General features: G+C 59.9%; 16 protein-coding genes and 1 pseudogene. 11 read left to right on the top strand and 6 right to left on the bottom strand.

Annotated features, from left to right (window positions below; genetic code table 11):
• Positions 1-83: 83 nt before the first annotated feature.
• From serC to aroG, 3 genes are all read left to right on the top strand, one after another.
• The gene (gene serC, locus ACTG2J_RS12290) at positions 84-1,172 is read left to right on the top strand and encodes a 3-phosphoserine/phosphohydroxythreonine transaminase (RefSeq protein WP_058057450.1); all 1,089 of its coding nucleotides are present in this window, start codon (positions 84-86) and stop codon (positions 1,170-1,172) included.
• A 227-nt stretch (positions 1,173-1,399) separates the two neighbouring features.
• Positions 1,400-2,683, top strand: a complete 1,284-nt coding sequence (gene aroA / locus ACTG2J_RS12285; RefSeq protein WP_113739374.1) for a 3-phosphoshikimate 1-carboxyvinyltransferase — start codon at positions 1,400-1,402, stop codon at positions 2,681-2,683.
• Between the two features lie 220 nt (positions 2,684-2,903).
• On the top strand, positions 2,904-3,959 hold the full coding sequence (aroG, locus tag ACTG2J_RS12280; RefSeq protein WP_139708301.1) for a 3-deoxy-7-phosphoheptulonate synthase AroG: 1,056 nt from the start codon (positions 2,904-2,906) through the stop codon (positions 3,957-3,959).
• Between the two features lie 126 nt (positions 3,960-4,085).
• Here aroG and ACTG2J_RS12275 read toward each other — a convergent pair whose 3' ends face one another.
• Positions 4,086-5,681: a methyl-accepting chemotaxis protein gene (locus ACTG2J_RS12275; RefSeq protein WP_439997531.1), complete on the bottom strand. Its 1,596-nt coding sequence runs from the start codon at positions 5,679-5,681 to the stop codon at positions 4,086-4,088.
• Between the two features lie 256 nt (positions 5,682-5,937).
• Between ACTG2J_RS12275 and hutW the strand changes: the two genes are divergently transcribed.
• Positions 5,938-7,299 carry a heme anaerobic degradation radical SAM methyltransferase ChuW/HutW gene (gene hutW / locus ACTG2J_RS12270; protein ID WP_113739377.1) on the top strand — a complete coding sequence of 454 codons (1,362 nt, stop codon included), beginning with the start codon at positions 5,938-5,940 and terminating at the stop codon, positions 7,297-7,299.
• 111 nt (positions 7,300-7,410) lie between these two features.
• Here hutW and ACTG2J_RS12265 read toward each other — a convergent pair whose 3' ends face one another.
• Positions 7,411-8,814 (bottom strand): DEAD/DEAH box helicase, encoded by a 1,404-nt coding sequence (locus tag ACTG2J_RS12265; RefSeq protein ID WP_113739378.1) that lies wholly within the window; start codon positions 8,812-8,814, stop codon positions 7,411-7,413.
• Between the two features lie 182 nt (positions 8,815-8,996).
• On the bottom strand, positions 8,997-9,473 hold the full coding sequence (locus ACTG2J_RS12260; protein ID WP_042080383.1) for a glutathione peroxidase: 477 nt from the start codon (positions 9,471-9,473) through the stop codon (positions 8,997-8,999).
• Positions 9,474-9,823: 350 nt separating this feature from the next.
• Between ACTG2J_RS12260 and ACTG2J_RS12255 the strand changes: the two genes are divergently transcribed.
• Positions 9,824-10,432 (top strand): 2OG-Fe(II) oxygenase, encoded by a 609-nt coding sequence (locus ACTG2J_RS12255; protein ID WP_005344994.1) that lies wholly within the window; start codon positions 9,824-9,826, stop codon positions 10,430-10,432.
• Between the two features lie 204 nt (positions 10,433-10,636).
• Positions 10,637-11,626, top strand: a complete 990-nt coding sequence (locus ACTG2J_RS12250) for a D-alanine--D-alanine ligase (RefSeq protein WP_058057457.1) — start codon at positions 10,637-10,639, stop codon at positions 11,624-11,626.
• Positions 11,627-11,790: 164 nt separating this feature from the next.
• On the opposite strand, the pseudogene mngB reads toward ACTG2J_RS12250, so the two are convergent.
• Positions 11,791-14,411: pseudogene (gene mngB / locus ACTG2J_RS12245) on the bottom strand (mannosylglycerate hydrolase).
• Between the two features lie 119 nt (positions 14,412-14,530).
• Positions 14,531-16,477 (bottom strand): PTS 2-O-a-mannosyl-D-glycerate transporter subunit IIABC, encoded by a 1,947-nt coding sequence (gene mngA / locus ACTG2J_RS12240; protein WP_439988562.1) that lies wholly within the window; start codon positions 16,475-16,477, stop codon positions 14,531-14,533.
• 246 nt (positions 16,478-16,723) lie between these two features.
• Here mngA and ACTG2J_RS12235 point away from each other — a divergent pair, with 246 nt between their 5' ends.
• Positions 16,724-17,443, top strand: coding sequence for a GntR family transcriptional regulator (locus ACTG2J_RS12235; RefSeq protein WP_047438273.1), 720 nt, complete (start codon positions 16,724-16,726; stop codon positions 17,441-17,443).
• Between the two features lie 128 nt (positions 17,444-17,571).
• Here the strand turns inward: ACTG2J_RS12235 and xseA are convergent, their stop codons facing one another.
• The gene (gene xseA, locus ACTG2J_RS12230; RefSeq protein ID WP_439997530.1) at positions 17,572-18,951 is read right to left on the bottom strand and encodes an exodeoxyribonuclease VII large subunit; all 1,380 of its coding nucleotides are present in this window, start codon (positions 18,949-18,951) and stop codon (positions 17,572-17,574) included.
• 289 nt (positions 18,952-19,240) lie between these two features.
• Between xseA and ACTG2J_RS12225 the strand changes: the two genes are divergently transcribed.
• The 4 genes from ACTG2J_RS12225 to ACTG2J_RS12210 all read left to right on the top strand — a co-directional run bounded on the left by ACTG2J_RS12225 (position 19,241) and on the right by ACTG2J_RS12210 (position 24,023).
• Positions 19,241-19,792 carry a cytochrome b gene (locus tag ACTG2J_RS12225; protein WP_439988564.1) on the top strand — a complete coding sequence of 184 codons (552 nt, stop codon included), beginning with the start codon at positions 19,241-19,243 and terminating at the stop codon, positions 19,790-19,792.
• 442 nt (positions 19,793-20,234) lie between these two features.
• Positions 20,235-21,698, top strand: coding sequence for an IMP dehydrogenase (gene guaB, locus ACTG2J_RS12220; protein WP_041207517.1), 1,464 nt, complete (start codon positions 20,235-20,237; stop codon positions 21,696-21,698).
• 84 nt (positions 21,699-21,782) lie between these two features.
• The gene (gene guaA, locus ACTG2J_RS12215; RefSeq protein ID WP_439997529.1) at positions 21,783-23,372 is read left to right on the top strand and encodes a glutamine-hydrolyzing GMP synthase; all 1,590 of its coding nucleotides are present in this window, start codon (positions 21,783-21,785) and stop codon (positions 23,370-23,372) included.
• Between the two features lie 378 nt (positions 23,373-23,750).
• Positions 23,751-24,023 carry a hypothetical protein gene (locus ACTG2J_RS12210; protein WP_033115211.1) on the top strand — a complete coding sequence of 91 codons (273 nt, stop codon included), beginning with the start codon at positions 23,751-23,753 and terminating at the stop codon, positions 24,021-24,023.
• Positions 24,024-24,250 lie beyond the last annotated feature (227 nt).

Raw genomic sequence — 24,250 nt, 5'->3', positions numbered from 1 at the left:
CCAAAAAGCCTTTGATCCGCTGGCTGCTCTTGTGTAAAACCTGACAAGTCATCGATTACTCTCATCCACTCACGGAAAGCGTCATGAGCAAACAGATTTACAACTTCTGCGCCGGCCCCGCCATGCTGCCGGTTGAAGTCATGGAGCGCGCCCAGCGCGAATTTTGTAATTTTCAGGGGCTGGGAGCCTCGGTCATGGAGCTTTCCCATCGCGGCAAGCCCTACATGGCGGTTGCCGAGAAGGCCGAAGCGGATCTGCGCGAACTGCTGGCGGTGCCGGACAACTACAAGGTGCTCTTCATGCACGGTGGCGGCCGCGGTCAGTTCTCCGCTGTGCCCATGAACCTGCTGGGCGGGGCCAACAAGAAGGCGGACTTCCTGCTGACCGGTGTCTGGTCCCAGAGCGCGGTGGATGAAGCCAAAAAGTATGGCGATATCCAGACCTTCCAGGGGGTTGCCAAGAACGAGCAGGGGATCTCTCACCTGTTGCCGACCCCGGCGTTTCGCGCCGATGCGGCTTATGTTCACTACTGCCCGAACGAAACCATTGACGGCATCGAGATGTTTGACATCCCGGCCACTGGCGAGGTGCCGCTGGTGGCGGATCTCTCCTCCACCATTCTCTCCCGTCCTCTCGATGTGAGCCGCTTTGGCATCATCTATGCTGGTGCCCAGAAGAATATCGGGCCGTCCGGGCTTGCCATCGCCATCGTGCGCGATGACCTGCTGGATCAGGCCCGCGCTGATGTACCGTCGATTTTTGACTACCAGCTCACCGCCAAGAACGACTCCATGTTCAACACGCCGCCCACCTACGCCTGGTATCTGGCCGGTCTGGTGTTCGAGTGGCTCAAGGAACAGGGTGGCCTCGAGGCGATGGAAGCGCGCAACAAGGAGAAGGCCGACTTCCTCTACGACTATCTCGATCAGTCGAGCTTCTATGGCAATCAGGTGGATGTCAGCTGCCGTTCGCGGATGAACATCCCGTTCCAGCTGAAAAATGCCGAGCTGGACAAGCAGTTCCTGGCCGAATCGGAAGCCGCTGGCCTGCTGGCCCTCAAAGGGCACCGCATCGTCGGTGGCATGCGCGCCAGCATCTACAACGCCATGCCGCTGGAGGGAGTGAAGGCCCTGGTGAGCTTTATGGATGGCTTTGCCAAGCGCAACGGCTGAGAACAGAGCCCCTATGTGTTTGCTGGTGGCCTCTCGTGACAACCAGTGAGCCGCTTCCAGCTATTGCAGTGATTCAAGACGCCGGGGATACCCCGGCGTCTTTTTTTCAACAGAACCAGCGCGCTGGCGTTTGCCGTGCGATTTCCCCTGAAAGTGCCCTTGCCGAGCGGGACGCAGGCTGTTAACGTCCGGACAGGCGTTTATTTTTGAGATAGCACAGGAAGTCTATGAATTCGTTGCGTTTGGAACCCATTTCTCGTGTAGCCGGTGAGGTCAATCTGCCCGGATCCAAGAGTGTCTCTAACCGTGCGCTGCTGCTGGCGGCGCTGGCTCGTGGCACCACCCGTCTGACCAACCTGCTCGACAGCGATGACATTCGTCATATGCTGGCTGCGCTGACCCAGCTCGGGGTCAAGTACAAGCTCTCCGCCGACAAGACCGAGTGTACGGTGCAGGGCCAGGGCCGCAGCTTTGCGGTAAAAGAGCCGGTCAATCTGTTCCTCGGCAACGCCGGTACTGCGATGCGACCGCTCTGCGCCGCGCTATGCCTCGGCTCCGGTGAATATACCCTGGGTGGCGAGCCGCGCATGGAAGAGCGTCCCATCGGCCATCTGGTGGATGCTCTACGTGAGGCGGGTGCCCATATCCAGTACCTGAAACACGATGGTTATCCGCCGCTGGTGGTGGATGCCAAGGGGCTGTGGGGCGGTGACGTGCACGTCGATGGCTCCGTCTCCAGCCAGTTCCTGACCGCGTTTTTGATGGCGGCGCCAATGGCGGCCGGTGATACCCGGATCCACATCAAGGGGGAGCTGGTTTCCAAGCCCTACATCGACATCACCCTGCACATCATGAAGCAGTTCGGGGTGGTCATCGAGCACGACAACTACAAGCTGTTCTACATCAAGGGCAACCAGACCTACATCAGCCCGGGTGATTTTCTGGTGGAAGGGGATGCCTCCAGCGCCTCCTACTTCCTCGCGGCGGGTGCCATCAAGGGCAAGGTACGGGTCACCGGTATCGGCAAGCACAGCATTCAGGGTGATATTCACTTCGCCGATGTGCTGGAGAAGATGGGCGCGCGCATCACCTGGGGCGATGATTTCATCGAGGCGGAGCAGGCGCCGCTGCACGGAGTGGATATGGACATGAACCATATTCCCGATGCGGCCATGACCATCGCCGTTGCCGCGCTGTTTGCCGAGGGGCCGACCTCCATTCGCAATATCTACAACTGGCGGGTGAAGGAGACCGATCGTCTGCACGCCATGGCGACCGAGCTGCGCAAGCTGGGCGTCGAAGTGGAGGAGGGGCATGACTTTATCACCGTGACCCCGCCGACCCAGCTCAAGCATGCCGAGATCGATACCTACAACGATCACCGTATCGCCATGTGCTTCTCGCTGGTGGCGTTGTCGGATACCCCGGTCACCATCAATGATCCCAAGTGCACGTCGAAGACCTTCCCGGATTACTTCGACAAGCTGGCCAGTATCAGCCAGCGTGGCTGATCACTGACAAACCCGTCATCACCGACGCTTCGGGCCCGCGCTGAGCGGGCCTTTTTGCCTTCCTCACCAGCATCGTCATTTCGCTTAGCATCATTTCAATAACTTGCAAGATTGCCATATAAAATAGTTTTGTAATTGCTGTAATTTCCTATTTACACATGCGCGGTCGCGGGCTATGTTGAGATTTCCTAATCGCAGTCATCTAGCAGGAAGCCTTGTCATGCAGCATCAAACCGACGACGTTCGTATCAGTGAAATCAAAGAGTTATTACCCCCGGTTGCGGTGCTTGAGAAGTTTCCGGCTACCGAGGTGGCCTCGTCCACCGTTTTTGAATCCCGTCAGGCCATTCACAATATCCTGGCTGGCGAAGATGATCGTCTGCTGGTGGTGATTGGCCCTTGCTCCATCCATGATCCGGTTGCCGCGCTGGAGTACGGCAAGCGCCTCAAGGCGTTGCGCGACGAGCTGAAAGGTCAGCTGGAGATCGTGATGCGGGTCTACTTCGAAAAACCGCGCACCACAGTGGGCTGGAAGGGGCTGATCAACGATCCGTACCTCGACAATAGCTGCAAGATCAACGACGGTCTGCGCATTGGTCGCAAGCTGTTGCTGGATCTCAACGACATGGGGCTGCCGACTGCCTCCGAGTTCCTCGACATGATCACCCCGCAATATGTGGCGGATCTGATGAGCTGGGGCGCGATCGGTGCCCGTACCACCGAATCCCAGGTACACCGCGAGCTAGCCTCCGGCCTCTCCTGTCCGGTGGGCTTCAAGAACGGCACTGACGGCACCATCAAGGTCGCCATCGATGCCATCGGGGCTGCCAGTGCGCCGCACCACTTCCTGTCGGTCACCAAATACGGTCACTCCGCCATCGTGGCGACCCGTGGCAACCCGGATTGTCACATCATCCTGCGTGGTGGTCGTGAGCCGAACTACAGCGCCGCACATGTCAGCGAAGTTGTGAAGGGGCTGGAGAAGGCTGGTCTGCCACAGAAGGTGATGATCGACTTTAGTCACGCCAACAGCAGCAAACAGTTCAAGAACCAGATGGTGGTGGCTGAAGATGTAGCCGATCAGCTGCGTGCCGGCAGCAAGGCGGTGTTTGGTGTGATGGTGGAGAGCCATCTGGTAGAAGGCCGTCAGGATCTGGTGGAAGGGTGTGAACTCACCGTCGGTCAGAGCATCACCGATGCCTGCATCGGTTGGGCTGATACCGAAGTGTTGCTGCGCAACCTGGCGGATGCAGTCGCAACCCGCAACGCCCGCTAAAGTCATCCCGGCGGCGTAGTTAATAGTCAGCGCGCCGCTGGAACAGCAACGATGCCATTCGGCCAAATCGAATCCATAAAGCAAAAACGCGACCCTCGGGTCGCGCTTTTTCATATGTGAAGTGGATTACCAGCGGTAGGTTTTCAGCAGCGCCTCCAGTTTCTGGCACTGCTCTACCAATTGGATGCTGGCGAGGTTGGCGGCGTGCGCTTGACCCAGGGTGTCGTTGGAGGTGTTGCGAATGTCGCTCACCGAGCTGTCTACCTCATGGCAGACCCTATCCTGCTCTTCGGCCGACTGGGCCATCTGGGCGTTGAGGTCATTGATGCGGGCGATGCGCTCGATGATGTTCTGCATGGCTGCCAGAGTCGCTTCGGTCTTGCTGATGCTCTCATCGGCTTTGCTTTTTGCATCCCCGATCACCGTAACTGCGCTCTGGGCCTCATTTTGCAGGGCGGCGATCATCTGGGAGATCTCTTCGCTAGCGGTGCGGCTGCGGTTGGAGAGGGCCCGCACTTCATCGGCCACCACCGCAAAGCCACGGCCTTGCTCGCCTGCCCGGGCCGCTTCAATCGCAGCGTTGAGGGCCAGCAGGTTGGTCTGATCGGCAATCCCCTTGATCACCTCGAGCACATCGTCAACCGCAAGACAGCGACTGTCGAGTTGCTGGATTACCTGATCCACCCGATCGATCTCTGCCGACATCTCGCCCATATCGGTGATGGAGTGCTGGGCGAGGCGACTGGTGTCAGCGGCATCCTGATTGGTGAGGGCGGAGAGCTCGGCGCTGTGGCGGGCATGTTCGCGCACCTCATGAGAGCTGGCGGCCAGCTCGCTGACGGCGGCGGCAACCTGGGTGGTCATCCCCTCTTGCTGGCGGGCCGAGTTTTCGGTCTGGGTCGCCACCTGACGGATCTGGTTCGACTCCTGATAGAGCTGGTGGGTTGCCCCTTCCACCTCCTGCAGGCTGTGGCGGAATCCCTGCACCATGTCATTGACGGCGCGGGTCATCTGGCCCAGTTCATCCCGGCTGTGATTGACCAGGGGGAGGGCGAGGTCGCGCTCTTTGGCCATCCGGATCATGGTGAGCTGCAGCTGGCGCAGAGGGTGTTTCACGTAGCGTTGCAATACCCACCAGAGCAAGCCGAAGCCGAGGCTGAAGACGGCGGCCAGGCTGCCGCTCAGGATCAGGTTGTTGTGGCGGATCTCGCCGAAGGTGTGGCTGAGGTCATAACTGATCCGCACAGCCCCCATCACGGTCCCCTCATTGACCTGATGACAGGTGAGGCATTGGGTGCCGCGATACTCCTTGTAGGCTTTGAACGGTTTGATCAGGGTGAGCCGGTTGCCCTGCTGCTCCAGAATGGCTTCGCCCTGATTGATGGCTCGCTCATCGAGGGGATCCTGCGCTTTCTGATCCGGGTGACCCGGGCCAAACAGGTTGCTTACTGCTGGTGCGCGCACCAGACGGGCCTCAACGATGCCCGCTTCACTCTTGAGTTTGGTCTGCACTATCTGCCGGTTGGCCATGCCACCAGTCATCATCAGCACGTTCACCTGATCCATATAGGTGTTGGCCATGCTCTCAACTTTCTCCTCAGCCAGCCGGATGGCGAGATCCCGTTGCAGCCATGCGGAGAGTTCGAAGCAGAGGCCAAAGGTGGTGCTGATGACCAGCGCAAGAGGGAGGAATATTTTCCAGTTCAAGGAGAGGTTATGCATTTTGGGCAAGTTCCATGCGCTTGGTGTTGTTATGTGATCCCGTATCATCTTGATCGTAGACGAAGAAACGGCGGGAGATGGTTCTCTATCGGCACACGATAACCACTCTTGAGTAAATAATCTGTTAAGCAGATCGGTAATGCAGGTTGCCAAAATGCCTTTCGGGAGGGGGGCTGCTCCTCGGGTTGATCCAGAACAAATTGCTAGTAACGATAATCGTTATCATTGTCATTATTTGCTGATAATAGTGACCATCATGAATCTGACCCCTTCCATGACCGGTATTGCCACGCCGGATCCCCTCAAGTTTGCTTTTAGCGCCAAGACCTCGGCTCACGCCAGTCGGGGAGGGATGCGCCCCTTCCCGCTGGATGAGGCTGGCTGGCAGAGCTGGTGGCAGCGAGAGAGTGAAGCTGAGGAGCGCGCCCTCTACATCCATATTCCGTTTTGCCGCAAGCGCTGCAGCTTCTGCAATTTCTTTGAAAATGGCGCCAACCCGGCGCGGATCAACCGCTATGTCAACGCCTTGTGCGCCTCCCTTGCGCAGGCGGCTGACACCCCGCTGGCGCAGAGCATGCCGTTTTCAGCCGTCTATGTGGGGGGCGGTACGCCGACCGACATGAGCGCCGACGAGCTGGCCATGCTGGCCGCCGTGATCCGCCGTTTTCCGCTGGCGGCCGATGCCGAGGTGACGCTGGAGGGGCGACTCAACGGCTTTGACGATGAGAAATGGCAGGCGGCACTGGCGGGGGGCTTCAACCGCTTCTCGTTCGGGGTGCAGAGCTTCGATACCCGGGTGCGTCAGCAGGCGGCCCGTTTCGATGACAGGGAGACCTTGCTGACCCGTCTGGGTGAGCTGACCCGGGATGATGCGGCTGTGATCGTGGCGGATCTCATCTTCGGCCTGCCCGGTCAGGATGATGCCGTGTGGCAGCAGGATATCCGCGATGTGATGGCGAGTGGTGTGCACGGGGTCGATCTCTACCAGCTCATCGCCATGCAGGGCACCAATCTGGAGCGAGCGCAGGAGAAGGGCACCCTGGATTGGCTCGCCGATGGCCAGCAGCAGGCCGCCATGTATGCCTATGGCGGAGCGCAACTGGAAGCCCACGGCTGGGAGCGTCTCTCTTGCAGTCACTGGCGGCGCAGCCCGGCCGAGCAGAGTCGTTATAACCAGATGGCCAAGCGCGGTGCGGAGATCCTCCCCTTTGGCGCCGGTGCAGGAGGCAACATTCTTGGCCATGGCTTGATGTATGGACGGGATCTGGCCCCCTGGCACGACGCGCTGGCCAGTGGCAAGCGAGCGCCCGGGATGGTGATGGGGCGCAATCCCAATGCAAGGATGGACGGTCTGCTGCGTGGCGCCCTCGATAGCGGTGTGCTGGCGCTGGATCGTCTGCCAGCGCCTTTGCTGACCCATCTGATGCCGCTTTTTTCCGCTTGGCAGCAGCACGGGCTGGCCGAGATAAGCCATGAGCGACTACAACTCACCCTCGCCGGACGCTTCTGGAACGTCAATATGCAGGCTGGCTTGTTCGAGTTCTTGCAGCTCAATCCGCTCGATGGTTCTGCGCCGCCCAGCCATGGTACTGCCGCGGTGCGCCATTCGCTGGTTTGAGCCCGAGCGGAGCATTTGCAAGGAGCACTTGCACGGCTCCGAGCGATCCATAACGAAAGAGGGAGCCTTGCAGGCTCCCTCTTTTGGCTTGGCAGTTAGCGTCGCGCGAGCTTACTCGTCGCTGCTCTCCTGATAGCTGTCGCGCATTGCTTTGGGCAGACGGCGCATCGGCGCAAAGCCGATATCCTCGCCCACTACTTCCCGCTTGCGGGACTTGTTTTGAGGAGACTGGGCCGGTTTTTTGCTTGCCTCTCCCTTGGTTTTGCCCTTGCCTGCGGCTGGTTTGCCCTTGGCATTGCTGCTCTTGGCGTTGGCATGGCCGCGAGCCCGAGGCGGGTTCTGCACCGGCTTGCTGCCCGGCAGAGTCTGGCGACTCGGCTTGCCGCTTGGCTCATACCCTTCCAGGATCTCCACGGTCAGGGATTGGCCGATCAGGGCTTCGATCGCCTTGAGCTGACCCAGCTCGTCCTGACTGACCAGCGAGATGGCCTCGCCGCCACGACCGGCGCGGCCGGTACGGCCGATACGGTGGATGTAATCCTCCGCCATCTGGGGCAGTTCAAAGTTGATCACGTAGGGCAGTTGATCGATGTCCAGACCGCGGGCGGCGATATCGGTCGCTACCAGCACCCGCACCTCGCCACTGCGAAAATCGGCCAGCGCCCGGTTGCGGGCTCCCTGGCTCTTGTCACCGTGGATCGCCACGGTATTGAGGCCATCTTTTTGCATCTGCTGGGCGAGGCGGTCGGCGATCTGCTTGGTGCGGACAAACACCAGCACCCGCTGCCAGTTGCCACGGCCAATCATATGGGAGAGCAGCTCGCGGCGGCGTTCCCGATCTACCTGAATGATGCGCTGGGTCACCTGCTCGGCGGCAGTATTGCTGGGGTCCACCTCGATCAGGGTGGGGTCGTTCAGCAGATCATCGGCCAGCGCCTTGATGTCGTTTGAGAAGGTGGCAGAGAAGAGCAGGGTTTGCCGCTCTGCAGGCAGCGCCTTCATGATGCGGCGGATGTCGACGATAAAGCCCATGTCGAGCATGCGATCCGCTTCATCCAGCACCAGCACTTCCAGCTGGCTCAGGGTCAGGGCGCCCTGGGTCAGCAGATCCAGCAGACGGCCCGGGGTGGCGACAAGAATGTCAACTCCCAGCTTGATGGCGTCCAGATTGGGCTTGATGCTGACACCGCCATAGGCGATCAGCGTCTTGAACGGCAGGTGGTGGGCATACTTGATGATGCTCTCGCCAACCTGGGCCGCCAGTTCGCGGGTCGGGGTCAGTACCAGTGCGCGCACCTGACGACGGCCACGACCGTGGTTGGCCAGCAGACGCTGCAACATCGGCAGGGTGAAACCGGCCGTTTTACCTGTGCCTGTCTGAGCGCCGCCGAGCACATCCTGACCGGCCAGAATGGCCGGAATCGCTTGCTGCTGGATGGGGGTTGGCTGTTCGTAACCCAGCTCCTTGACGGCCCGCAGAATATGCGGAGACAGACCCAGTTCGTTGAATGACATGTTCGAGAGAAACTCCTGAGATTAGCCTTTGGCTCAACGGGCAGCCGGCGTGTTGGGGCCAGCCACGATATGGAAAAGATAGTGGGGCCGTAATATAGCAAAAGAGCGGCCGATGCGCAGTAGCTGTCGCACCGGCCGCCATACAATCGTTCAACGCAGTGGCGTAAAACGGTGCGGGAGCATCAGAGCATCTCGCGGATCTGCTCGGCCAGACTCTCCGGTTTGGCCTGGGGGGCGAAACGCTCTACCACATTGCCATCGCGGTCGATCAGGAACTTGGTGAAGTTCCATTTGACGTTTTCCAGCCCAAGAAAGCCCGGTTTCTGTTGCTTGAGCCACTGATAGAAGGGGTGGGCATGCTCACCGTTGACATCGCACTTGGCCATGATGGGGAAGGTGACCGGATAGTCGAGGGAGCAGAAGCGGGCGATCTCGTCCGCATCCCCCGGCTCCTGATTGCCAAACTGGTTGCAGGGGAAGCCCAAAATCACCAGCCCCTTGGGGCCGAGCTCCCGATAGAGCGTTTCCAGCCCTTCATATTGGGGAGTAAAGCCGCAGCGACTGGCCACATTGACCACCAGCACCACCTTGCCCGCCAGTTGAGTCAGCGGGTAGGGGGTACCATCCAGTCGTTGCAAAGTGAGATCGGGCAGAGGCATAAGAAGATCCTTTCGTGGGTGATGCGCGGGTTGTGCCGTGAGTGGTTCGGTCGGTGACAGAGACAAGCGCCGGATGAACAGCAACATGGCGATGCGGCTACGGTATCGGTTGGCTCTTGGCACCGCAAGGAGGCCGCGGCGCCTCCTCGTCCCGATTGCAAGGGCCATCACAGTTTCGACAGCCAATACGCTCTTTGGCAGGGCGGGATCACAACTGGCGACAAAAATGCGGGGCGGCGGGCAGCAACTCGCGTATTGATGTTGGGACTTCTCAAGAGAAGCAAACCGGTTTGTGACTTTGCCGGTAAGTCGCTACAAAGCGCCCTCTTTCCACTCATTGTGAGCCAATCTTGGACTATCAAGCTGCCATGGATGCCATTTACACCCGGGGATGGGTGATAGTGGATGATTTTTTGACCGCCGCCGAGGTGGATGCCCTCAAAGCCTGTTTGCCAAGCGAATGGCAACCGGCCGGGATCGGCCGTGACGCCCTGCACCAGGGCAATCCCGATATTCGCCGTGACCAGATCCACTGGCTGGAGCCCTCCCTCGGTGCGCCGGTGGCCGACTACCTCGCCCGGATGGAGTCCCTGCGTCTTGCCGCCAACCGGATGCTGATGCTGGGATTGTTCGACTACGAGGCACACTTCGCCCGCTATCGCAGCGGGGATTTTTACGCCACCCATCGGGATGCCTTTGCCGGTCGCTCCAACCGCCGTCTTACCACCGTATTTTACCTCAACAACGACTGGCTGCCCGAAGCGGGTGGAGTGCTGCGCATGTATGACGACAAGGAGCAGTTTCTGATGGATGTCAGCCCCAAGGGGGGGCGGCTGGTCATGTTTCTCTCCGAGGAGTTTCCCCACGAGGTGCTGCCTGCCAATCAGGAGCGCTACAGCATTGCCGGCTGGTTTCGGGTCAATGGCAACGGCATGGGAAGGGTCGATCCCCCGCGCTGAGGGGCAATGTGTCCCGATTTTGACACAGGGGAGACTTTTCACTGCAAGAAGTGGGGTCATGGGTCTCCCATCAGCTGACAAGGGTTGAGCTCCCTTGCTACACTGGCGCGCACTTATGTTCGTATCTGGCTTCGTCCGGTTTTTATGGTGGTTGGCTTATCAAATGGTCATGACGAGGCCGCTTTTCCCAAGGGATCACATCTAATGAAGAACATGCATGTCTTGCTGCTGTGCGGCGGCGGTGGCTCAGAGCACGAAGTTTCTCTGCGCAGCGCCAATTTCCTCGAGCAACAACTGGGCCTTCTGCCCGGTGTCGAAGTGACCCGCGTCGAGATGTTCGCCGATCGCTGGCTCAGTGCCGATGGCCGCGAGTGCAAGCTGGGGCTCGACAAGCTGCTTTCGTTCGACAGCGTGGCCCGTCCGGTGGATTACGTGGTGCCCTGCATCCACGGCTACCCGGGTGAGACCGGCGATCTGCAATCCTTCCTCGAACTGGCCGGATTGCCTTATCTCGGTTGCGATGCCGAGGCGAGCAAGATCTGCTTCAACAAGATCAGCACCAAGCTGTGGCTCTCCGCCATCGGCATTCCCAACACCCCGTACCTGTTCCTAACCGAGCAAAATGAGGCGGCGCTGGCCGAGGCCAAAGCCGCGCTGGCCAAGTGGGGCAAGGTCTTTATCAAGGCCGCTTCCCAGGGCTCTTCCGTTGGCTGCTACTCCGCCAGCAACGAAGCGGATCTTGTGAAAGGTATTGCCGATGCATTTGGTTACTCCGAACAGGTTCTGATCGAGAAAGCGGTCAAGCCGCGTGAGCTGGAAGTGGCGGTTTACCAGTATGGTGACGAGCTGGTGGCGACTTATCCGGGCGAGATCTGCGTGCCGCAGGACAAGTTCTACACCTATGAAGAGAAGTACAGCAGCGCCAGCCATACCGAGACGGCACTGCGTGCCGAGGGACTGACCCAGGCGCAGGCCGATGCGATCCACGAGTATGCCCTCAAGGCGTTCCGTCAGCTGAAACTGACCCATCTCTCCCGCATCGACTTCTTCCTGACCGAGGAGGGGGAGATCCTGCTGAATGAAATCAACACCTTCCCGGGCATGACCTCCATCTCCATGTTCCCGAAACTGTTGGAGCATCACGGTCACCGCTTCGCCGACTACCTTGAGCAGATCCTGCGCAAGGCCAGCTAAGCGTGCTCTCCCGCTCGCGGGATGAAGCAGGACCCAATAAAAAATCCCCGCCAATCGGCGGGGATTTTTTATGTCTTTATCAAGCGGGGCAGGCCAGCTTGAAGGGATAAACAGGCGGGGATGACTCTTCCCCGCCTGTTGCTACCTGTGGGTGTTACCGGCGGTTAGCCGCGAGCCACCCGAAAGCGCACGCTGCGGGAGTGGCACGGCGCCAGCTCGCCAAACTCGCCAGCGGCCAGTTCAAGGGGCAGGGGCTGCTCGTCCATCCGCACCGCTTGCCAGTCGTGCAGGGCGTGTTCGCAGCTCACTTTGCCACCCTCCAGTACCGCCTGCTCGCTCGGGTTGTAGACCCGGATCACCAGCGCCTCTTCATCCTCGGCCTTTTTCAGGGCGCTCAGCACCGGACCGGACGGGTCCATGGAGAACAGACTGAAGTGCAGCGGGGTGGTGAAGCTTGCCTTGTTGAGCTTCATGGCATCGAACGGGATCTTGTTGTAGCAGCGCACCGGGGTGAGGTAGCTGCGCGCCGCCTGCATCACGTTGGCGCTGATGTGATCGCCAGCAAACGCCAGCAGGCTGAAACGGCAGCTGAGTTTGCCACGCACCTGGGAGTCCGGGGTGGGCAGCTTGATGCCGGAGGGGCGACCCGGGCGCAGCAGCAGCTCCTCTTTACCTAGTACGCCGACCCCGCGCAGCAGGGTGAGAGCCAGGGTGTCGCACTGCTCACCGATCACTTCAAACTCGCGCAGACCGTCGCTCAGCACCGCCAGCCCCTGCTTGCCATCTTGCAGGGCGACGAAGTTCATCAGTTGCCAGACCGGAATGGGGGCCTCTTTCCACCCCTCCGCTTCCCAGTTCGCCATGGCGCTGTCGCGGGTGGGGCGGGTGATGCAGCCAAACTGGTTATCGGATACCACTGTGTCGCTCGGGAAGGGGGTGGGGATCAGCACCCGCACCCGGTGATCATCGGCCTGATTGTCGAGCTCCAGCTCGATGTCGATCCGTGGGCTCTGGTGCGCCAGCGTGATGCGGCAGGTGACATCGAGATGGCCGCTGCACTGGCGGTTGGCACGCTCGGTGAGGTTGGCAGGCAATGCCATACGCAGTTTGAGCGTAGCGATGCTCTGCCACGCCTGATGGGTGACCTCGCGGGTCACCGCAAACTCGGTGGAGTAGCGCAGCCACTCGTCGCGCGATGGCGAGTAGTCATACTCGTCGCCATCATCGGAGCCCTCTTCCAGCGTGAGCACCTGATCGAAGGTGGTGCCGCGCAGCTTGTCCAGGATCTGCAGGGTGCCGTTGTCATTGAGGGCGATGCGGTAAAAATTGTTCTCCAGCAGATCGTCGCTGGCCGTCACCGGCTGCTCCAGTCCCGGCTGGTTGCCCTCAATATGGAGGGTGCAGTAACCCATGGCCGGCAGAGGATGGCAGAGCTGGATGTCGTACTCCATAAAGGGGTCGTAGTTGCCGTAGTGAACGATCTGTCTGTCCACCAGACCCGGGTCAATCTCGCGTCTGGCGCGGATGAAGTAGGGGACCGGCTGGCCCGCTTCATCGCGCAGGGCAAAGGATTGAGCGCGAATGCGGATGCTGGTGTTGATCACCTCCTGACGGGGGAAGGGCATCAGGTTGAACAGGCAGAGCTTGTCGGCTACCTGCACGCCGTCTTCGCACAGCGCCACCGGCATGTTGTCGACAATCTTGCGCATGTAGAAGCGGATCAGGTTTTCGGCCATGTCGTCGGCCAGAATGAAGCGGGTCATCACCTCCTGATGCACCTTGTCGCTGCAGCAGCAGCCGATGCTGTCGTGGGCGTGGTTCTTCATGATCTCCTTCCACATCTTCTCAAGCAGCCCATGGTGGTACTCGAAGCCGAGTGCCCAGGCGATGCTCGCCAGCGGCTCGAGGATGTTGACGATCTTGTTCTCGATGGCGGCGTGGGCCAGCTTGATGTCCATCCGGGTGGAGGAGATGGTACGGTGTACCCGCATGTATTTGCCGTCGTTGAACTCCCCCTTGAGGGTGGCCAGTTGGTCGCGGCACGCCTCGATGCGCTCGAAGACCTGCTCGAAGCGGCTCATGTGGAATTCACGCTGGGGGTAGATCTCGCGCAGCTTGTCGATGATGGCGAAGATGTTCTGTTGCAGCGGCATCTGATCGTGGCCGTTGGGCAGCAGGATATCCTGGGTCACCGAGGCCTTCTCCAGCACCTCGAAGTAGGATTCGAGCCGCTTGCGCAGGCCCGCTTCATCTTCCGGCAGGTACTTGCCGATGGCGTAGCCAAGCGGCAGCACCTGGGCGGTCACCTCGCTGCCATCGTTGCTCTGCCAGAGGAACTCGGTCTTGTCGGTGCCGTGGCGCTCGGAGCAGCCGCGCCAGAACATGGCCCGATCGATCCCGAAGCCGTTGAAGATGTGGGGCAGTTGGGAAGACATGCCGAACGAGTCGGGCAGGTAACCGATCTTCATCGGCTCGCCAAGGCTAAGGCAGTCGCGCATCCCGTAGAGCAGGTTGCGCAGGATGGACTCGCCGCTCACCTGCATGGTGTCGGTCTGGGTGTACCAGGGGCCGATGATAGCTTGCCCGCTTCCACCAGCGCCTTCACCCGGGCTTTGTTCTCGGGCTGGATGGCGAAGTAATCCTCCAGCACCGCAGTCTGGCCGTCCAGCACATAGAACTTGTAGTCGGGGTCGGATTCAAGACGCGCCAGGATCTCAGCCATGTTGTTGACCAGCAGGATGCGGGACTCCTCGGTGGTGAAGTACCACTCCCGATCCCAGTGCATGTGCGGCGTGATGTGAACTCGTGAAACAGTCATGACAATGATCCTTTGTTGACGCACGGCGGCCCTTGCCTGCCGTGCGGAAAAATAGTCTGTTGAAAAAGTGGTGGTGAAGATAAGCCTTACTCTGCGGCAACCACCTGATAAGTGCCGCGCTGCATGGCGTGACGGCGCCAGCCGATCAGCACCACAGTGGAGATAAGGGTGCCCACCAGCGCCGCCCCGAGCCAGACGGCGGCAGCCATCAAGGCGCCGTGGCCGCCATCGTGGAGCAGGAACAGGGAGAAGATGCCGGCCCCCGGGGTGGAGAGACCAATTCCCATGGCACCCACCATGGCGCCGGTGACCACCGATCCTGCGAGGAAGGAGCCGATCACCCGGATCGGATCTTCGATGGCCATCGGAATGGCGCCCTCTGTGATCCCCGCCAGCCCCAGCAGCCAGGTCGATTTGCCGGTCTCGATCTCGAAGGTCTGGAACAGGCGTGGCGCCAGCAGGGTGGAGAAGGTGACGGTAAAGGCCGAGACCATCTTGACCGCGCCGAAGATGGCGTAAGGGCCGTAGACCCCGTTGGCCATGGCGCCGAGGCAGAAGGCGTAGGCCGCCTTGTTGACCGGGCCACCCAGGTCAAACGAACACATAAAGCCGAGCAGGGCACCCAGCACCAGCGCATTGGTGCCGGAGAGGCCGTTGAGCCACTCGGTGAGGCTGTTGTTGAGCCAGGCCACCGGCTGGCCGATGACAAACAGCATCAGGCTGCCCGCCACCAGAGTGCCGATCACCGGATAGAGGTAAAAGGTGAGAAAGCCGTTGAAGTTGGGGCTCAGGCGCACATGCTGCTTGACCCAGCGCATCAGGTAACCGGCGATAAGACCACCGACCACGCCGCCGAGAAAACCGGAGCCAATCATGTTGGCGGCCAGTCCCGCTGCAAAGCCCGGGCCCAGCGCCGGTTTGTCTGCCAGCGAATAGGCGGTATAGGCCGCCAGCACCGGCACCATCAGGGTGCCCAGCATGCCACCGCCGAGTTTTCGGTACATCCAGAGCCAGGAGTTCTCGGTATCAAACAGATGTTGCAGGCCGAAGATCTGGGCCAGCAGCACAGAGACGGCGAGCACGGTACCGCCCGCCACGATGAGCGGTACGGCAAAGGAGATGCCGCTCAGCAGCGCCTGCTTGAGCTCGGTCTTGAGGCTCACCTTCTTGCCGGTCGGCGCGTCGCTCTGGCTGGGGTTTGGCGTCGGGGCGGTGCGACCGGCCTTGGCCGCTTCCAGCGCATCATTGAGGATCCGCTCGGCATGGCGAATGGGCTCGGCCACCGGCGTCTCGATCCGGGGGATACCGGCAAAACGCTCCTGCTCCTTGATGGCCACCTCGGCGGCGAAGATGCAGGCCACCGCAGCATCGAGCGCCTCTTGCGGCAGGCGATCCTCGATGCCGTTGGCACCCTGCTTCTCGACCAGTACCCGAATGCCCAGCTTGCGCCCCGCCTTTTCCAGATACTCGGCAGCCATATAGGTGTGGGCGATCCCCGCCGGACAGGCGGTGACACAGACCACTGTGGGTTGATTTGTATCTAAGTTGTCTTCTTTTGCTGGTTGCTTGCCGCTATCCCCTTCACCATCGAGCAGCGCCATCAGCTGCTCGGCACTCTGGGCCGCCAGCACTGCCTCGCGGGTATCGTCATCCACCAAGGCTGTAGTGAGGGTGGTGAGCAGCTGCATATGGGTCGAGCCCGCCTGATCGGTCGGGATCGCCAGCATGAAGATCAGGTTGACCGGCTCGGGGCCGTCGATCCCCTCCCAGCCCAGCTCCTCGCTTAAGGTTGCGACGGCAAAGGCCGCTTCGCGCACCGCATCGCACTTGCCGTGGGGCACCGCCAGCCCTTCGCCAAGGGCGGTGGGGCCCTGTGCCTCGCGGGCCATGACCGCGGCCAGAAAGGCGGCCTTGTCGTGCAGCTTGCCGGCCTGATCGAGCCGATCAGCCAGGGCATGAATGGCCGCATCCCGATCGGCAAACCGGGTTTGCAGCGTGATGAGATGGGGGCCGGTAAGACTGGTCAGATTCATGATGATCCTCTGTCAGGTTGGCTTGCCAGCAAGCCGTCATGGTGAAAGTGACAGCGATGCTAACAAACCGGCCGACTGATTTTTGTGAGTGGTATCATACAATTCATTATTTGTATTGTTTTTGTATTGTCTTGCCAAGGTGATTTGTTAGGTCAAATGGAGCGAGCCGTTTTGTCTGCCGGGCAACTGGGGTAGAATGGCGCCTCTTCCATTTATCATGGCGCAGAGCCGACGAGGTGGCCTTTCGTGTCGAAAAAACCCATGTACCGCCAGATAGCCGACACCATCCAGCAGTGGATTGCGCAAGGGGAGCTGGCCCCCGGCGATGCCCTGCCCACCGAAGCCGAGTTGCGCGAGCAGTTCGGGGTGAGCCGGGTGACGGTGCGTCAGGCCCTCAAGCAGCTGACCGAACTCAACGTCATCGAGAGCATTCAGGGCAGCGGCAGCTACGTGCGGCAGGAGAAGGTGAACTACGACATCTATCAGCTCACCAGTCTCTACGAGAAGGTGACTGATCCGGCGGCCGAGACTCACAGCGACATTCTTGCCTTCGAGGTGATCAAGGCGAGCCGCGAGCTGGCCGAGCGGCTCAATCTGCTGGAAGGGGCGCTGGTCTACTACGTCAAGCGGGTGCGCTTTATTCGCCAGATCGCGGTAACGCTGGAGGAGACCTGGATGCCGCTCGCTCTCTTCCCCGATCTCAGCTATGCGGTGATGCAGGGCTCCAAGTACCACTACATCGAAGAGGTCAAGCAGCTGGTGATCGACCGCAGCGAGCAGGAGATCATTCCGGTGCTCCCCTCGGCGCAGGTGGTGGAGGCGCTCGGTATCGATCCCGCCAAACCCATTATCGAGAAGGTCTCCCGCGGCTTCTTGCAAGATGGCACAGTGTTCGAGTTCAGTCGCAACTTCTTCAAGAGCGATGATTACAAGTTCACTCTGGTCGCCCGCCGCACCAAGGGGTGAGCAGGCGGCAGCACCCGAGATAAAAAAGGCCACCACCCTGTTTGCGGTGGTGGCCTTTTTGTTTGACCGATTAACGGGCCAGCAGCTGGGCTGGATAGTTCGTTGGCTGGTCGTTTGACTCAGCCGATCTACTGCGCAGAGTCCTTGACGATCCCCTCGACCCGCACCTGCAGGCTCCCTTGTGCCAGGGTGGTGACGAGCTGGTCGCCGCTGCTGACCTGATCGGCGCGGCTAATGACTTCGCCGCGTGGAGTGCGGGTGATGGAGTAGCCGCGCCCCAGAGTGGCAAGCGGGCTTACCCCGTCGAGGCGGGCGGTGAGCATCGCGAGGCGGTGACTGGCAAGGTCTTGCCGCTTGGCAATCAGGGCATGGAGCCGCTCCTCGGCCAGCTGGTGGCGGCGCTTGCCAGCTGCCAAGAGGCGCTCCGGGCTCTTGCCCTGCAGGCGCAGCTCAAGGTTGGTGAGGCGCCGCTCACCCTGATGCAGCCGCTGGCGCAATAGCTGTTGCAAACGGGTGGAAAGCTCGTCGAGGCGCTGGGACTGCTGCTCCAGCCGCCGCTTCGGATCCTGATGGTCGAGCCGCTTTTGCAGCAGGATGAAATCGTGGCGGGCGGCGGTCTGCTGGCGACTTATCGCCTGCAGCAGTCGCTGCTTGAGGTGGGCGAGGCGCTGGGCACGGGCGCTCTGATCCGGCGCCACCAGCTCGGCGGCGGCCGACGGGGTAGGGGCGCGCAAGTCGGCGGCAAAGTCGCTGATGGTGACATCCACCTCGTGGCCCACCGCGCTCACCACAGGTATGGCGGAGTGGGCAATGGCGCGCGCCACCGCCTCTTCGTTAAAGCACCAGAGATCTTCAAGCGATCCACCGCCGCGCCCGACGATCAGCACATCCACCTCGGCGCGTCGGTTCGCTTTGGCGATCGCCGCGACGATCTGGCTGATGGCGGCGCTCCCCTGCACCTGAGTCGGGTAGATAAAGACCGGCAGATCCGGCGCACGCCGTTTGAGCACGGTGAGCATATCGTGCAGGGCGGCGCCGGTGGCGGAGGTGATAAGGCCCACCGCCCGCGGTTCGCGGGGCAGCGGCCGCTTGCGGCTTTCGTCAAACAGCCCCTCGGCGCCGAGGCGGCGCTTGAGCTCTTCAAAACGCAGGGCCAATACGCCGTCGCCCGCCGGCTGCATCGACTCGATGATCAGCTGGTAGTCGCCGCGCGGCTCATAGAGAGAGACCCGCGCCTGCACCAGCACCTGCATGCCATCCTGCGGGCGGAAGGCCACCCGTCGGTTGTTGCCCTTGAACATGGCGCAGCGCACCTGCGCCGACATGTCCTTGAGGGAGAAGTACCAGTGGCCGGAGCTTGGCATCGCCAGATTGGAGAGTTCGCCGGTCAGCCACACCAGCCCCAGATCCTGCTCCAGGATCATGCGCACGGCGCTGTTGAGGCGGGTGACGGTAAAGACCTGCTGCTCGCGGCCGCTTGCCGCACTGGATGGGGTAAATCGGTTCAATGGTGTACCTGTGGTCTGCTCCGGCGGGGCCGGGATAAAACAATGGCCGCTATCTTAACCCGAAACAGGGAGAGGGCGTTAAGCAGGAGGCGTCAGCAGCAGAAAAGCAAGATTGGAAACGCTGCCGTTTATCCGGGCAGGCAGTATGGCTCCCGACAAAGCCCTCGCGCTTGCCCGCATCTGGCCGCGTTGCAGCTTGTCTCGATGCCGTTGATATCTCAGGTGCTGCTGATATTCACGGCGCCACCATCTTGACCAGCGTTTACTTGCCCCCTGTTTGGAGTTGCTTATGAATCCCTCAACCCACTTAAGTTTGACGACCCGTTTGCTGCACTGGTCGGTTGCCTTGCTGATGATTGGCCTGACCCTTGTGGGTTATCTGATGGTGAAATTTGAAATATGGGATCTCTATGCCCTGCATAAATCCCTAGGGGTGATTGCACTGATCTCGATCCTGCCCCGCGCCATTCTCCGCCTTGTTAAAGGGTGGCCTGAGCCTGTGCGTCAATATCCTGTTTACGAGGCATTGGCAGCCAGGGCGATCCACTGGGGTTTGCTGATTTCAACGCTGCTTATTCCGGTGTCCGGTCTCTGTTATTCTGCTGCGGCTGGCCGAGGTGTTGCGATATTTTGCTGGTCTATTATTCCGATGAATCCAGATATCCATGATCCGGCCAATGTGATTCCATTCAGTGAATCCGTTCGGGATATTGCCCACACAATCCATATTTATTTGCCATATGTCATGCTGGCATTTTTGCTAGTGCACATTGTCGGGGCGTTGAAACATCATCTGCTGGATAAAGATAATACCTTGCTGCGGATGGTGGGGCGAAAATAATAAAGAGAGGCAACCCTTGTTGTGCCAGAAAATATATATTGGCAGCGGGCTAAATTTATTATCCAGACCGAGTAAAGGACATTGAGAAGATAATGATACCGGTGCGAGTGGTCGCCGCGAGGGCAAGAGACAATACAAGGACACAAGACAAGGGGAGGGGGGCAGAAGCCGTTTGCCCCTGAGCCCCTGTCGACCATCCCTTTGCATGGGGGTTGCGCCGCGTCGGCACCTACCGGTTTTGCATAAATCACCGGTTAGCCAACTCTTTTGCCCCGAAATGGCGCTTTTCGTACTGATAATCTTGGTTTTTTGGCGTTTTGGCCGCCTAAAAGAGGGCTATGCCATAAAAAATTCAAAAAACTTCTTTACCAGTGACCAATGCGTGAGTAAACTTCGTCGGCAATATTTTACACCCCCACTTCCTCAACGGTGAGATATTGCCATGCTCAGGATTGCCAAAGAAGCGTTAACCTTCGACGATGTACTGTTGGTTCCCGCCCACTCCGAAGTTCTTCCCAATACTGCCGATCTGCGTACCAAGCTGACCTCCGCCATCAGCTTGAACATCCCGATGATCTCCGCTGCCATGGACACAGTGACCGAAGCCCGTCTGGCTATCGCACTGGCCCAGGAAGGCGGTATCGGCTTTATCCACAAGAACATGTCCATCGAGCAGCAGGCTGCCGAAGTGCGCAAGGTCAAGAAGTACGAGAGCGGTGTGGTCACTGACCCCGTCACCGTGCGCCCTGACATGACCATCGCCCAAATCAAGGAGCTGAGCCACAAGAATGGCTTCGCCGGTTACCCCGTGGTGACTGACGGCAATCAGCTGGTCGGTATCATCACCGGTCGTGACGTGCGCTTCGTGATTGACCTCTCCCAGACCGTTGAACAGATCATGACCCAGAAAGATCGTCTGGTCACCGTGCGTGAAGGGGCCCCTCGCGAAGAGGTGGTTGCCCTGATGCAAAAGCACCGTATCGAAAAAGTGCTGGTGGTGAACGCCGACTTCAAACTCAAGGGCATGATCACCGTTAAAGATTTCCAGAAAGCCGAGCGCAAGCCCCACGCCTGTAAAGATGACAAGGGTCGTCTGCGGGTCGGTGCTGCGGTCGGTGCCGGTGCTGGCAACGAAGAGCGCGTCGCTGCGCTGGTGGAAGCCGGTGTTGACGTGCTGCTGATCGACTCCTCCCACGGCCACTCCCAGGGCGTGCTGGATCGCATCAAAGCCACCCGCGAAGCCTATCCGGATCTGCAGATCATCGGTGGCAACGTCGCGACCGCCGCGGGCGCCAAGGCGCTGGTTGCTGCCGGCGTCAACGCCGTCAAGGTTGGTATCGGCCCGGGCTCCATCTGTACTACCCGCATCGTGACCGGCGTGGGCGTGCCCCAGATCACCGCTATCTCCGACGCCGTTGATGCGCTGGAAGGCACCGGTGTACCGGTTATCGCCGACGGCGGCATCCGCTTCTCCGGCGACATCGCCAAGGCCATCGCCGCGGGCGCCAGCTGCGTCATGGTCGGCTCCATGTTCGCCGGTACCGAAGAAGCGCCGGGCGAGATCGAGCTCTATCAGGGGCGCTCCTTCAAATCCTACCGTGGCATGGGCTCTCTGGGCGCCATGTCCAAAGGCTCCAGCGACCGCTACTTCCAGACCGACAACGCCGCCGACAAGCTGGTACCGGAAGGTATCGAAGGTCGCGTGCCTTATAAAGGTCGCCTCAAAGAGATCATCCATCAGCAGATGGGCGGCCTGCGCTCCTCCATGGGCCTGACCGGCAGCGCCACCATCGACGACATGCGCACCAAGGCTGAATTCGTGCGCATCTCCGGCGCCGGGATGAAAGAGTCCCACGTCCACGATGTGACCATTACCAAAGAAGCCCCCAACTATCGGATGGGCTGATAAAACGGGGCCCTGCGCCCCGTTTTTCCACCCTTTTTTTATCCCGTGCCCTTTGTGACAACATCAGCCTGATGCAGGAATAAAATGACTAAAGACATTCACCAGCACCGTATCCTTATCCTCGACTTCGGTTCCCAGTACACCCAGCTGATCGCCCGCCGCGTGCGCGAAATCGGCGTTTACTGCGAACTGTGGGCCTGGGACGTAACCGAAGAGCAGATCCGCGAATTCAATCCGAGCGGCATCATCCTTTCCGGCGGCCCCGAGTCCGTCACCGAAGCGGGCAGCCCGCGCGCCCCCGAGTATGTATTCAACGCCGGTGTCCCTGTGTTTGGTATCTGCTATGGCATGCAGACCATGGCCGAGCAGCTGGGTGGCAAGGTGCAATCCTCCACCGAGCGTGAATTCGGTTACGCCAAGGTGGAAGTGCTGGGCGAGGCTGGCAAGAGTAGTGCGCTGCTGCGCAACATCGAAGATGCCATCGCCGACAACGGCAATGCCCTGCTGGATGTGTGGATCAGCCACGGTGACAAGGTCACTACCATTCCGGCCGACTTCACCACCATCGCCCAGACCCCGACCTGCCCGCACGCGGCCATGGCGTGTGAGGCCAAGCGCTTCTACGGCGTGCAGTTCCACCCGGAAGTGACCCACACCCGTCAGGGTGCCCGCATGCTGGAGCACTTCGTCAAAGACATCTGTGGCTGCGAATGCCTCTGGACCCCAGCCACCATCATCGACGACGCCGTTGCCCGCATCCGCGAGCAGGTGGGGGACGATGAAGTGATCCTCGGCCTCTCCGGCGGTGTCGACTCCTCCGTGGTCGCCATGCTGGTACACCGCGCCATCGGCGATCGCCTGACCTGCGTCTTCGTTGACAACGGTCTGCTGCGCCTGAACGAAGGCACCCAAGTGATGGAGATGTTTGGCGATCACTTTGGCCTCAACATCGTCAAGGTCGATGCCGAAGAGCGCTTCCTCTCTGCCCTGGCCGGTGTTGACGAGCCGGAAGCCAAGCGCAAGATCATCGGCCGCGTCTTCGTCGAAGTGTTTGATGATGAAGCGAAAAAGCTGAAAAACGCCAAGTGGCTGGCACAAGGCACCATCTATCCGGACGTTATCGAATCCGCTGCCAGCAAGACCGGCAAGGCCCACGTCATCAAGTCTCACCACAACGTCGGCGGCCTGCCGGAAGAGATGAAGATGGGTCTGGTCGAGCCGCTGCGCGAACTGTTCAAAGACGAAGTGCGCCGCGTTGGCCTCGAGCTGAGTCTGCCCTACGACATGCTCTACCGTCACCCGTTCCCGGGCCCGGGTCTGGGCGTGCGCGTCCTTGGCGAAGTGAAGAAAGAGTACTGCGATATCTTGCGCCGCGCCGATGCGGTCTTTATCGAAGAGCTGCGCAAAGCTGACCTCTACAACCAGGTCAGCCAGGCGTTCGCTGTGTTCCTGCCGGTGCGCTCCGTTGGCGTCATGGGCGATGGTCGTAAATATGACTGGGTTATTGCGCTTCGCGCCGTTGAAACCATCGACTTTATGACTGCCCACTGGGCTCACCTGCCGTACGACTTCCTCGGTCACGTATCGAACCGCATCATCAACGAGATCAACGGTATCTCCCGCGTGGTGTACGACGTCTCCGGCAAGCCGCCTGCAACCATCGAATGGGAATAAGCGGCTCGCGCCCTTCTGCCCTTCGAGCATAAAAATGCAAAAAGACGCCCTTGAGGCGTCTTTTCTTTTCTCAATCGTTTGCGCCACACATCTTCTTTTTCGAGCAGCTTTTTTGCCACCTTGCCCCTGTCATATGTGACAGGGGCATTTTTGCCATCCCGCACTAGGCTCTCTCATGCCAATTGAGCCCGCTGTCAACAGTGGCTTGTGGCTGGGGGGAGGGCTGATCCAGTTGCAGATAGCTGCGCAAATTTGCTCATCGTCATCGCGCCAACTGGCAGTGACGACACCCCGGTGGAGACCGGAAACCACTTGAATCAACGGGGCGCAGCCCGAACGGCCAAACGAGTCGGGATCATAGAGCACGGAGAGTTTGATATGTCAGAACAAGCAGTGTTGGTGGGTGGATGGACCGCATATCACAAGCTGACCGCCGAAGATCAGGCAGTGTTCAACCAGGCGATGAAAGGATTTGTCGGGGTACAGTACACCCCCTTTGAAGTCTCCACCCAGGTGGTGGCTGGCACCAACTACCGCTTCAAGTGCAAGAGCACTGTGCCGCTCGCCCAGCCGATCCATGGCGAAGCCGTGGTGCAGATCTTCCAGTCTCTGGATGGCTCGGCCCATATCACCTCCATTACCCCGATCTGATAGGGTTGCGGGCAAGATGGGGAGGGGGAGATCTCCTAACCGGTTTGCTACAGACTCCAGATAAAGAAAGACGCCTTAGGGCGTCTTTTTAATTCTGATGCACCTTCATGTTTATCTGCGGCCTATTGCGTAGTTAATTTATTTTTGCTCCAGAACAAAATTTTATGCGATCGGTTTGGGTATTTCTCTATAGGGAGTGGCACAATGTGATGTCCTGAATGGAGAAA

This window comes from Aeromonas sp. 6P (genome assembly GCF_051919525.1).
GTDB classification, from domain to species: domain Bacteria; phylum Pseudomonadota; class Gammaproteobacteria; order Enterobacterales; family Aeromonadaceae; genus Aeromonas; species Aeromonas veronii.
This window is presented reverse-complemented; position numbering and strand designations above follow the sequence as displayed.